This is a genomic window from Magnetospira sp. QH-2, from assembly GCF_000968135.1.
Lineage (GTDB): Bacteria > Pseudomonadota > Alphaproteobacteria > Rhodospirillales > Magnetospiraceae > Magnetospira.
Window position 1 is genome coordinate 791,155 of record NZ_FO538765.1, and the last position, 11,276, is coordinate 802,430.

10 protein-coding genes are annotated in these 11,276 nt (G+C 53.9%); 5 read left to right on the plus strand and 5 right to left on the minus strand.

The window, feature by feature from the left end:
- Positions 1-31: 31 nt before the first annotated feature.
- Genes MGMAQ_RS03870 through MGMAQ_RS03880 form a run of 3 tightly spaced genes read right to left on the minus strand, consistent with a single transcriptional unit; the run spans position 32 to position 4,293 of the window.
- Entirely contained in the window at positions 32-736 is a 705-nt protein-coding gene (locus tag MGMAQ_RS03870; protein ID WP_046020513.1) for a hypothetical protein, read from the minus strand.
- Positions 723-2,813, minus strand: a complete 2,091-nt coding sequence (locus MGMAQ_RS19255) for a restriction endonuclease subunit S (protein WP_052716093.1) — start codon at positions 2,811-2,813, stop codon at positions 723-725. Before MGMAQ_RS19255 ends, MGMAQ_RS03870 begins: the two co-directional genes overlap by 14 nt.
- Positions 2,803-4,293 carry a type I restriction-modification system subunit M gene (locus MGMAQ_RS03880; RefSeq protein ID WP_046020514.1) on the minus strand — a complete coding sequence of 497 codons (1,491 nt, stop codon included), beginning with the start codon at positions 4,291-4,293 and terminating at the stop codon, positions 2,803-2,805. Before MGMAQ_RS03880 ends, MGMAQ_RS19255 begins: the two co-directional genes overlap by 11 nt.
- 231 nt (positions 4,294-4,524) lie before the next feature.
- Here MGMAQ_RS03880 and MGMAQ_RS03885 point away from each other — a divergent pair, with 231 nt between their 5' ends.
- Positions 4,525-5,646, plus strand: coding sequence for a restriction endonuclease (locus tag MGMAQ_RS03885; RefSeq protein WP_198409155.1), 1,122 nt, complete (start codon positions 4,525-4,527; stop codon positions 5,644-5,646).
- A 2-nt stretch (positions 5,647-5,648) separates the two neighbouring features.
- On the opposite strand, the gene MGMAQ_RS20255 is transcribed toward MGMAQ_RS03885, so the two are convergent.
- On the minus strand, positions 5,649-6,548 hold the full coding sequence (locus MGMAQ_RS20255) for a hypothetical protein (RefSeq protein WP_148560831.1): 900 nt from the start codon (positions 6,546-6,548) through the stop codon (positions 5,649-5,651).
- 194 nt (positions 6,549-6,742) lie between these two features.
- Positions 6,743-7,090 carry a helix-turn-helix domain-containing protein gene (locus tag MGMAQ_RS03895; protein ID WP_046022921.1) on the minus strand — a complete coding sequence of 116 codons (348 nt, stop codon included), beginning with the start codon at positions 7,088-7,090 and terminating at the stop codon, positions 6,743-6,745.
- Between the two features lie 124 nt (positions 7,091-7,214).
- Between MGMAQ_RS03895 and MGMAQ_RS03900 the strand changes: the two genes are divergently transcribed.
- The 4 genes from MGMAQ_RS03900 (at position 7,215) to MGMAQ_RS03925 (ending at position 11,260) form a co-directional block, all read left to right on the plus strand.
- Positions 7,215-7,535 carry a hypothetical protein gene (locus MGMAQ_RS03900; RefSeq protein ID WP_046020516.1) on the plus strand — a complete coding sequence of 107 codons (321 nt, stop codon included), beginning with the start codon at positions 7,215-7,217 and terminating at the stop codon, positions 7,533-7,535.
- A gap of 63 nt (positions 7,536-7,598) precedes the next feature.
- Positions 7,599-8,576: a dienelactone hydrolase family protein gene (locus MGMAQ_RS19265; RefSeq protein WP_052716095.1), complete on the plus strand. Its 978-nt coding sequence runs from the start codon at positions 7,599-7,601 to the stop codon at positions 8,574-8,576.
- Between the two features lie 562 nt (positions 8,577-9,138).
- Entirely contained in the window at positions 9,139-9,645 is a 507-nt protein-coding gene (locus MGMAQ_RS03915; RefSeq protein WP_148560834.1) for a hypothetical protein, read from the plus strand.
- A gap of 694 nt (positions 9,646-10,339) precedes the next feature.
- Entirely contained in the window at positions 10,340-11,260 is a 921-nt protein-coding gene (locus MGMAQ_RS03925; protein WP_148560835.1) for a hypothetical protein, read from the plus strand.
- The last annotated feature ends 16 nt before the right edge of the window (positions 11,261-11,276 follow it).

The window sequence follows — 11,276 nt, forward strand, 5'->3', positions numbered from 1 at the left end:
CTCTATGTTTTTTCGCCCCCAAAACCACATTTCACGCTCTCCCAACGCCAATGAAAATCAGAAAGTCAAAACCCAAAGGGGTCAGATGAAACCGTCTCGAAACCAGTGGCGGCCCCATGTTGTCCAGGTCCGCATCCTCTTCGATCAATCCGAATGAGGAGAGGTGTCCAATCATCGCGGCATTTAACTGTAGTTCGGGGTCGCCCTCGTCGATTTCCTTGAGGCCATTCAACTCCTTGACAGACCGTCCTTCGCTGAGGGCGACGTAATATGACTGCTGAACTCTCTCCGCTGGAGACCTTTGTGGAAGGTTCTCCGGCAGGTAGTTGCTCAGCAGCACAATCTGCCGGTCATCGATCTGAGTCAGGATACGAAGGAAATGGCGAGCGGCAGCCTGTTTCGTGCCGTCCGACTTCAAGCCGACAGCAACAAGTTCCGCAATTTGCTGTTTTCGCTCGTCATTGAAGGCACGGGCCGCCTGCCAAATGCCTTCCTCGAATGTGTCCAGGCCCTCCGGGGTCTCCAAGGCGGCCTTCAACTGGAGTTCGTCGATACACCCCTGGAGATAGAGAAGGTATGCCTCGATCCGCTCCAGTCGGACGTTTGGGATCAACTCGGTGACTGCCGTTTGAATGACACCTCCCGCGAAGGGGACAGCCGAAGGAAGGCTGGCGACAACCCGCATCGCCCTGTTGCTGGCGGTATCACCAAGAGGGGGACGGTCATCGGCGGTCATAACGCACCTCCCGAAGCTCGTAGTGGTCACCCTTGTCTTCGGCGATGAACTCGTGATCCACCCCCAGAATTCCCTGGGGCAGAGGATTGTCGGCCAATGGATTGTGAACCAGGACAATTGGGGGTTTGCCACCACAAGCGGCATCGATCCCTGCCGGTGTCCCCAGCAAGGCACTCACTCCCGAGTAATCTGGATTGAGAAAGCTGTCGGTTGGGACATCAGCATCGTTTTGGTTTTTGATGAACCTTCGATTCGAATAACGCTGATCCACCGTCTTCATGGTTTGACGATCAATCACCAGTTCTATCGGACCGACCGGAAACGCCGCCTCTACGGCAAAGGGAAGCTGGGAAATGCTATTGTGAAGATGAAGTGAGGTTGGCCCTAAACGGCAAGAGCTTACCGCCACGACGTAGGGTTCACCGCCGCCTACGACTTCTTTTTCCAGGTACCCCGGCCTCCAGCCCCCGCTCCGTCTGGGCCGCCCCGTCAGCTTCTCTTTCTTTTCCTTGAGTGCGGCGGTCCAACGCAGCAACATCTGCTCATGGGGTACACTTTGTGCCCGAGGAGCTTCCCCCGCCTTGGAAATGCGAAGCCAATCCTCGGAAAGACCTTCGGGGCCAGGACAAACAGCCTCGATCCAAATCTTCTGCCCCTTATAGAGAAAACCGAAGTCGGGACCTTCATCAGCGGATTGGAGGTCCAGCCCTAAGTTCTTCAAGTGGGATGCCAGGACCATTTCCCAGAGGTAGGCGAAAAAATCCGCATCACGGCCACTCGTGAACTTAGATTCGAACGAGGAGTCCTTTAGCCCCCATCTACCGTATCGACGAAACAGGTCTTTCAGGCATTCCATGACCTCCGTGTTGTCGGCGTATCTGGCTTCCAAGAATGTTTCAACCTGTCCTATCACCCGAACCCGACCGGTGAGGAGGTCGGTCATTAGGGCTGATTTGAGACGCTGAAGATGATGTAGGTGACGTTGGTGTGTCTCCACACCTTTTGAGAGGCTGTCAAAGCGGTCAATTATTGCCTGTTGCTCTGCCAACGGTGGCACAACGGCAGGGAACTGTTTGACCTGCGTCGAATTGATAGAAGCCAAGTTGGTGGTGCGTTTCGAGCAACTAAGGAAGTATTGCTTGCCGTATTGCGAACCAGTAAGGGCTGCGAGGAAATCAGGTAATAATCTTTTTTGGTCGGGTCGAACGGCGAAAACATGGTTTTGATGGAGACAAGGGGAAATTTGGCCTCTCCACACGTCGCCACGCCCCAGCTTGTCGTAATCCCCACCTTCGGTCAGCAGGACATCACCGACTTCGAGTGAATATCTCGCTATCTGCGATTTGGATACGGTAATCATCTTCATTTCCGTCAAATCAACAAATCCGTCCTGGACGTTCGCAACCCGCAGGTAGGGCAACTCAATAGGATCGGATACATCCTTCTTCCCTTTCGCCAGTCCGGTCTGAACTTTGGCGATATGAGACAGCGGGATGACCTCCCACCTCTCGGGGATTTTGCCGATTTCGGTTTGTTTGAAGCGGGTGTGGCCGATGCCCTTGGTCAGCAGGCGTTTCAGGACGCCCCGCTTAACCTTGCAGGTCTGCTCGATCACCGCCTGCGTGGACTGAATGGCATCGTCCACCGACGAGAGGATTTCAGCGATGCGGCGTTGCTCGGGAAGGGGGGGGAAGATGATTGGTTCGGTGTGAACGACGTTCCGATTAAGTGTTGGTACTCCGGTACCTGTGGCAAATCTTGAAAGCCGAAAGTGCTCTAAGAATCTGAAAACAAAGGCCGGATCATTGCCGTGAAAATCTTTCACGTACAGCGTCGTATTGAGGGGCCAATACGCCCCATCAAAAAACAGAACTTTTCCAATAGTGCCGCTTCGCCCAGTGACGACACCTGGACCTTCAACTCTTGGCTCGTTGTGAGTTCCAACTATCCCATTCGAGGCAATAACAGGAAAGTCGCCCGTTTCCCTTCTTTGCACAGGTAGGTCAAACCCTCTTTGAAGAGTAACTGCCTCGTCAAATCGAACACTCTCCCACCCCTCCGGCACCTCAATCGACATAGCCCAACTCCTTGAGGAAGCCGAGCATCCGCTCCTCCGCCCGGTCCCGCTGCTCCCGCAGTTCGAGCAGTTTCTCCACCTCCTCGGCGACATCCAGGTCCTCCTCCTCCTCGCCGATGTGGACGTAGCGGGAAATGTTGAGGTTCCAGTCGTTGGTCTCGATCTCAGTCAGACCGACCACACGAGCCAAACGCTCCTTGTCCTGGTAGTCGAGGAATGCCTCGGCCAGGGTGGCGACGTTTTCGTCCGACAGGTGGTTCTGGGCCTTGCCTTCGACGAAGGTCTCCGCCCCGTTGACGAACAGCACACGGCCACGCCGCTCGGCGGGCTTGGTCTTGCGGATGATGACGATGCAGCCGGGAATGCCCGCCCCGTAGAACAGGTTGGGAGCGAGGCCGATCACCGCTTCGATGATGTCATCCTTCAACATGCCCTGGCGGATTTTGGCTTCCTGACCGCCCCGAAACAGGATGCCGTGGGGCAGCACCACGCCCAGCATGCCGTCGTCCTTCAGGCTCGCCACCATGTGCTGGACGAAGGCGAGGTCGGCGTATGACTTGGGCGGGCAGCCGTACTTGTCCCGCCCGAACCGGTCGCCCGCCGTCCAGACCTCGTGGCCCCACTGCTTGAGCGAGAAGGGCGGATTGGCGAGAACCCGGTCGAAGGTACGGATCGCCTTCACGCCGTCGCCGGCCAGGTGCTTCGGATCGATCAGGGTGTCGCCCCGCTCGACAAAAGCGTCGTCGATGTCGTGCAGGAACAGGTTCATCTGGCAGATGGCCCAGGTGTTCAGGTTCCGCTCCTGCCCGAACAGGCTGAGGGCTTTCGGATTCTTGTCGTGGCGTTCCAGGTAGTGGACCGCCTCCAGCAGCATGCCGCCCGAGCCGCAGGTGGGATCGTAGACCGACATGCCTTCCTCGGGCCGCAGACATTCGACGATCAGCCGCACGACCATCTTCGGCGTATAGAACTCGCCGCCCTTCTTGCCCGCATCGTCGGCGAACTGGGAAATCAGGTACTCATAGGCGTTGCCCAACATGTCCGGCTCCACGTCGGTGCGGCGGAGGCGGTGGGTCTCGAAGTGCTGGAGCAGCTTCTCCAGGATGGCGTCGGGGAAACGCTGTTTGTTGTTGAAGTCCACGTCCTGGAAGACGCCCTGAAGCCGGTGATTGGCGTCCTCGATGGCGTGGAAGGCGACGTTCAGGTGTTCACCGATGTTGGTTGTGTGCTGCCGCACGTCCTTCCAGAAATGGCCTTCGGGAATGTGGAAGCGGTGTTCGTCGGGATCGGCGGCGAGGTCTTGGTCGCCGTATTGTTCCAGCTTCTGTTCGTACTCTTCCTCCCATACGTCGCAGAGGCGTTTGAAGAACAGCAGACCGAAGATGTAATGCTTGTAGTCACCAGAATCGATGGACCCCCGCAGGATGTCTGCGGCTCCCCACAAATGAGATTCCAGTTGTTGCAAGGTTAGGACAGGCATGAGCGTTTGAATTCCGATTCGTTGATTCTTGTGGGCATTTGGGAACCGGCCACATGATGCCCCCTGACACCTTGGACGGCAATCCGATCCCATATTGGCGTGACGCAGCAAATCACTCAAGTGTAGGATGTGAATCCAATCTAAACACATCATGAAGGATTGTAGGGCATGGATGCCGGAAAGGTCGAGCGAGTCAGGAAACCGATCTACCCACTGTACAGGGATGTGCGGATGTTGCTCGGCATTTTCGACGGAATCACCAAGAAGGACGTGCGGAAGCTCATCGACACCATCCACGGCCTCACCGGAACACCTCAGAATCCAGTTGATTGGTCGGACCCGGATAGCTGGATCGACGAACGCCTGAGCGGGGGCAATGCTGCTCTGGCCCATCGAATTTGGAAAGAGACCGAATGGACCGTGAATCCCCGTCACATTTACGGCGACTACATGTTCGTCAACAGCTACGAACTGCTCACTCCCGATGCGACTGGGATTTACCGGCTCACTGACAGGGGAAAGGATTTCCTTGCCGGTGACGAGTCGTCCGTTGTCCGGGAGATCGATGACCTCGAAGGCATTCCGAAACTGCTGGAAATCCTGTCCACCAAGACCTCGGCCCGCAAAGCGGACCTGATCGGCGAATGGAGCGAGTTCCTTGCGGAAAACTCCAAGTGGTCCACTCCGAAGGGCATTGCCGATACCATGCGTCGGCGACTGAACAACCTGATTGGTAGAGGATACGTTTCAAGGACGGGTAACGCCTACCAGATCACGCCTGCCGGGATCACCTATCTGGGTGAACATGCGGGTGGTGCTGCTTCCGAGAAGATCTCGATGCGGAAGACGATCTCCGACTACAACGGCAATCGGTTGGAGGAATTTCGATCCCGTCTGATATCCATGGACCCATACGCTTTCGAAGCCTTGGTCGGGAGCCTTCTTGAAGCAATGGATTACGAAGATGTGGTCGTCACCAAGCAGAGCGGCGACAAGGGCGTGGACGTGGTGGCCCGCTATCAGTTCGGCATCACCGAGATCACCGAAGTCGTGCAGGTCAAACGCCAGCAGGGAACCATCACCCGCCCGATCCTCGATCAACTCAGGGGAGCCTTGCACTATCACAACGCCATCCGAGGCACGATCATCACGCTGGGTAAATTCGCCAAGGGAACGAAGGATGCGGCGATCCATCCCGGTGCCCCACCGATCACCCTGATCGACGGCGACAAACTGATCGAACTTCTGGTCAAGCATGGAATCGGCATCAAGAAGCGTCAGGAGGTTTTACTTGAGGTTGATGAGGCGTTTTTCAAGGATGCGGAAGAAGAACCGATGTCCGAGGACGATTGAAGCTAATCAGCCTTCAGAGGTCCGTCGCCAATGACTGTTCCAATACGGTTTGTGAGTTTCGTACAGAGGTCTTCGGCATCGGACCAAACAATGTGATTGAACTGCCGAATATCGAAGTGAAGATGGTCGGTCATATCGTGCCGACATGTCCAAATAATTGGGATATCAAGGCCATGGGCAAAACCAGCCTCGAAGTAGACGCCACCCCGTGCTTCATAGATTTGACCATCGTCTAGTTCCAAGACACGGGCCGTAAAATCTGCAACGAGAAATCTTGACCGCCGAATATCAGCAATGATTTCATCGTCGATCTTGTTGATATGCTCTTTGCGATCAATGCGAATTGGATCATACCCGGATTCTCTGATCGCCTTTTCAAAGCCCAGTTCATAAACCTCGTCCATGGACGGATCAAACCACATGGCAACAAAGGCTTCGTGGGATACGGAAGGTCGCGAACTCCGCTCCGCTACATGGGCAAACCCTTCAGGTTGAACGACAATATCAGGGATTGGGCCATTTGAGCCTAGTTCCAGATATCCGCGTCTCTCCAAGAATTTTAAGAGGAACTGCAACTCCTCATGTTGTGCCGATGCAGACCACGCCAGCAGATAGTTTGCACTATCTGAATAGGTTGTCATCGAGATTGAATGGAGGTTGCCACCTCCATCTTGTTGAACATCCAACAAAGGCAGGAAACTAAGATTCTGTCCAATGTGTTGGCTTATTCTGACCAGATAACCAAGGAGCCATTCGGCCCTATCGTTCGGGTGGGGAAGCGACCGTCCACGAACTTCTTTGAGCGTCGTAGATGTAACGAGTGCCTCTGCTCCAATGAGGTTTTGCTCGACGATCCACTGAGTAATGCTCATGCGTTCATCGTCGGACAGATACTCGATCATGGCTCTGGCCGTACCTGTAAGTATGTACCGCCCACCGGCTCGCGGGGACTCGATAACCTGTTGGTCCCCGAAATCTCCGCTATGAACAAGACTTGCTGCCGTTTTCCAAATTGGGCACTCAAAATTCTCGGACATACTCATACCTTGCTGAGGTTGAGGAACTGTCAAAGTAAACTCGATCCCGATATCGCCAATTACCGTCGCCTGGAGTCCAACACACCAATCACGCCTACCAGGATTTCCAGATCGCTTTCCGGTAAGAGTTCCGCCGCATTCCTGACTGTCTTGGCGTTGTCCGATAGGGTGTCGTCGTCGGTCGAGCGGATCGCTACGTCCTCGAAAAAGTCCAGAATATTTACATTCAGCCTGCCCGCCACCTGTTCCAGGGTGACCAGGGAGGGGAGAGTTTTTCCTCTCTCGAAGTTACTGATCGTCTCGACTGATTTTCCCAATAGCTCTGCAAGCTGAACCTGGGTGAGGCCACGTGCCTCCCTGAGTTCCTTCAACCTGCGTCCAAGCTGTATTCCAAGTGATTCCGTCATGTCCCGAACCTTGATCTGTAGTTCCGGGCTTGACCATTGACGCAATTTTCCGTCTTATATAGTTGATGTAATATTCCGTGTTATCGAGTCGAAAATCTCGCTCTACCATTTCAAGGGGGTTTCAATGCAACGCATCGTCACGCTGATTTCCGCTATTGCTCTGACTGGAGCTTTGGCTGCCTGCCAGACCACCGGGTCATCCACGTCCACGTCTTCGTCTTCGGCATCCAGCGGGTCGTCGGATGTGGCGAAAGTAGTCGCTCAAGTCAAATCCGATAACGACTTCGCTGCCCTTTGTGCTGCGTCGGCATCGAACCCCGCTGCCGGTCGGCAGGCCGTCACCAATGCCGTGGGCAAACTGGTTGCCGGTGGTGAGATCGATGGCAGCCCCGGTCAGGTCGGGCAGGAAGCTGGTAAGCAGATTGCCATGGAATGCCGCCGCTAAGGCGACGCTAGGACAGGTTCCGTGGGGAATGGAATGCGACGAACTACTGGATTTCTTATCGTCATGGCGGCTTTGGTAGCGTCTCTGGCGACGACAGCCGAAGCAGGCGAAATCATTACCTTCCAGTCGCCAGTATTCCATTCCCCAACTTATCTTTACCGTCATGATTTCAAGAAGACGCGACCGGCGACTCTCGAAATCTTCCTCCCGGAAGATTTCCGCAAGGATCGTAAATATCCCGCCCTGGTCATCGCCCACGGTGCGGGTGGGGTGAACGGGCGGAATCGCTGGTGGCGGGATGAGTTTCTGAAGCGGAGTTTCATCGTCGGCCAGATCGATAGCTATCGTCCGCGTGGCGTAAAGAACACGCTCCTCGATCCGTTTTCCGTCACCAACGACGAGATGATCGCCGATGGGTTCATTGCCCTGAAGGAAATTGCCAAACACCCGAATGTGGACCGCCAACGCATCGGCATCATGGGCGGTTCGAAGGGAGGCATCGTCGCGTTGTATACCGCCATGGAAGCATTACGACGGAATTTCATCGCCGATGATCTACGCTATGCCTTCCATGTCGCCAAATATCCGTACTGTGGCTACTACCCTTTAAACATGACCCTGACCGGCTCACCGGTTCTGATGATGACGGCGGGGAAGGATCGTTTGACGTGGCCGGTCCACTGCCGCCGATTTGTCGAACGGACGGAAAGTCCGTCCATCGAATACCTCGAATATCCTGGCCTCGGGCATTCGTTCGACACCCCCAGCCTGCTCACTCTCCCAGTGCCGTCATTCGAAGTTCCGGTGTGGTCGCCAAATGCCTGCTTTTTCGAGCAAAGAGCGGATGGCGTCTTCATCGAAGGGACTTCGGGTCGAGCTACGCTTACCAAGGAAGATCGGGAGGCTATTCGTGCTAAGGGAGGGATGTGCGAGCCGGATACCAATCCGACCGAGACGCTCTACAAAACGCCACTTGATGCGATGAACAAGGCACGACTACGGATTTTCAATTTTGTGAAGCCGTTCAGAGGGCCGTCGTGAATACCGGGGATTCCGTTGCCGTCTGCCTCTACAGGGAAATCGATGCTGTCGATCCGCTTCTGATCAGGCTCGGAGCCATCAAGCTCGTCGAGATCAATGGTGCCAACCGGGCGAGGTCGAAGTGCCGTTGGTACATCGAAGAGTGCGGAATATCAGAGATGGCTGACCATTGGCGGACCTTATTGGTCGAGATAAATTTGATCGTTCAATAAAACGGCATCCCGTTCGGCTGCTCCGTTCAACAAAGATTCTCAATATATCTTTTCTTGATATGGTCAAATATAAATAATGATTTCCACGTGGTGTCTTCCATATAATCGAAGTTTATAAATAGAAATGGTGTCGGAGTAGAAACCGTTCCAACATATTCGTTAGGTATTTTCACATACCAACCTCTATTGAAGTTGTGCTGATCTTACGAACCTCGTTGGCTGTTTTCTACCCCGTGCCGGGAGCCGACGAGGTTCTTCTTTTATCAACATATGGCAGTCAGCGACGAGAGGAGGTGTAGAGATAAATGGTGAATTCAGTACGATGGCAATTCGTCTCGTGTTTGAGCGAGATGAACTGGCGGGATGGGTTGGCGTATACGTTGACCTTTCCATTTCAGATGGCTGAAAGTCGAAAACGGGTAGAAAAAGAACTCAGGTTCTTTTTCAACGTACTCGACAAAGCCGTCTTCGGACGACGCTCGCTTCGTAGCGACGCCCATCGGTGTCAGCGGATCAACATGATCGAAGGTGGGCCGCTGGGCGACAATTTCCATTGCCATGGATTGATACGGCCTTCGAGTCATCCCGAAGCGAAGATTATCGAAAGCTGTACCCTGCAACAAGCAATGGAGGAAATATGGAACAACAAAATGAGGAGCGTTCTCACCTTTGACAGAGAGTATTTCGGCAACAAAGCCATCCCTGCGAGGATCGAGATCAATCCGGCTTTCGACAATGGCAACACGCCCGGTAAGTGGGCGAACTACATATGCAAGACGATATCGGCTGAAAACAGTGAAGCACTGTGTCCGAAAACTTCTTGGTTTCACGATGGACCGGTGAACAAGGCAAGATAAAAGGCTCGAAAAACCATGGCGTCATTTTGAATGCGTGAGTATCTCCGCGTGATGAATTCGCCTGAAATATCAATATCAACTGGCGTCTAGAAGGGAGCTAGATGATCTCTACATACGGACATGAGAAGAAACGATAGTAAACTTAATACTACTGAAAATCCGAGACCTTCGATGAACCATCCCCTCGTCTCTCGTTTCGAAGAAACACAACCCGATCCAACCATTGAGCAGACAATCACGGACAGCTTGTTGAGGCAGGCGATGTGTCGCCGCTGCCAGGAAAGACTGGACATGATCCTCGGCGACGAGGGCGGCAGATAAATACCTCCAGTTACAATAATCTGGAGGACAAACATGTTGGATTGGAGAGACATCTATACACGCTGCAAAGACCTGGATATTTGCCAGAGCCAGTACCAGTTTAGTCGGGAGGTAATGGGGCGAAAGCCAAGTACGTTCTCTGCCGCCATGGCAGAAGATCGAACATTTTCGATGGAAACACTCACCCGAAGCTTTGTCCGAATTCAGGACATAATTACGAACAGCGAGGAGGAGGTGGAAACCACCGAAGGAGACGACCGGGAAGCCCTGATCGGTGGGATTGAGGACCTGGATGGCATCCTTGATGAGATTTGGCAGGAAATCCGTCAGCGGGTTTATGACGATGAGTGAGCCATGCTTCCGGCCTGATCCGGTGACCGAGTTGCTGCTCTGGCGATTCATGCGGGGTCATCGCCGCCGGTACAAATTCCAACATGTGGTCACTGGTTTTTCCCTGCCCAATGAGGAGAGGGACACCAGCATTTTCATCATTCGAGGTTCATTCATGGGTCAAGAGTTCGCTGCTGAGTTTGGCGAACGGTCAACGGACGCCACCCACGGGTGGTGGGTTCGCAATACTCCGGCTCTCCTTGATTGGATGACGTTCCAACGGCTGAAAACGCCTGAGATTCTTCCCGAGATTCGCCGGTCGGCAAGGGGGACGATCACGGAAGACCATCGTTTCGTCCATGCCGGGGCCATGGCGTATGGCGTCGCCATCAAATACATCCCGGAATTCTATCAATGGATGATCGATAATCTCGACCCTAGGTTCATTAACTTCGTATTGGACCACGAGCAGGACACCGAAGGCCGGGACGCCATTGCTTCGTATCAGTTTACCAATCTGCATGCGAAATGTTTCGTGAGCATTCGCCAGCGACAGATCGAAGGAAAATGGATTTACCGTCTTCTCCTACCCGTATCCGCCGACCTCGCCACGGCGTTTAACCTGCTGCTGGTCGCCAGAATCAAAGCCCAGGGTATTGAGATCATCGGGTGCAGTCAGGATGACCGCCATCTGGGAACACGCTGCTCCCCCGACCTGAACGACAGCCTGCTGACCAGTGAAATGAACAAGCTTTCGCACTGGATTCGTCAAAGAGCGGAAGAGGACTTGACGGTCCTTCAGGAACTATTGGACTGGTCGCCGCCACCGACTCCTAAATTCTTCCCAAGCAAAGATACGAATGTGGCCCCATTACCCCAGCCAAGCATCATGAATCTTGTTGGAGATATTTTTAAAGGCGAAAGTATTGACGGAATCATAAATTGTGAAATCATGAATATATGATCGATTTTTATTAATG

Excerpts from the sequence above, each read along its gene's own strand:
- MGMAQ_RS03870 (WP_046020513.1), bottom strand. The coding sequence starts at position 736 with ATGACCGCCGATGACCGTCCCCCTCTTGGTGATACCGCCAGCAACAGG.
- MGMAQ_RS19255 (WP_052716093.1), bottom strand. The coding sequence starts at position 2,813 with ATGTCGATTGAGGTGCCGGAGGGGTGGGAGAGTGTTCGATTTGACGAG.
- MGMAQ_RS03880 (WP_046020514.1), bottom strand. The coding sequence starts at position 4,293 with ATGCCTGTCCTAACCTTGCAACAACTGGAATCTCATTTGTGGGGAGCC.
- MGMAQ_RS03885 (WP_198409155.1), top strand. The coding sequence starts at position 4,525 with ATGTTGCTCGGCATTTTCGACGGAATCACCAAGAAGGACGTGCGGAAG.
- MGMAQ_RS20255 (WP_148560831.1), bottom strand. The coding sequence starts at position 6,548 with ATGATCGAGTATCTGTCCGACGATGAACGCATGAGCATTACTCAGTGG.
- MGMAQ_RS03895 (WP_046022921.1), bottom strand. The coding sequence starts at position 7,090 with ATGACGGAATCACTTGGAATACAGCTTGGACGCAGGTTGAAGGAACTC.
- MGMAQ_RS03900 (WP_046020516.1), top strand. The coding sequence starts at position 7,215 with ATGCAACGCATCGTCACGCTGATTTCCGCTATTGCTCTGACTGGAGCT.
- MGMAQ_RS19265 (WP_052716095.1), top strand. The coding sequence starts at position 7,599 with ATGGCGGCTTTGGTAGCGTCTCTGGCGACGACAGCCGAAGCAGGCGAA.
- MGMAQ_RS03915 (WP_148560834.1), top strand. The coding sequence starts at position 9,139 with ATGAACTGGCGGGATGGGTTGGCGTATACGTTGACCTTTCCATTTCAG.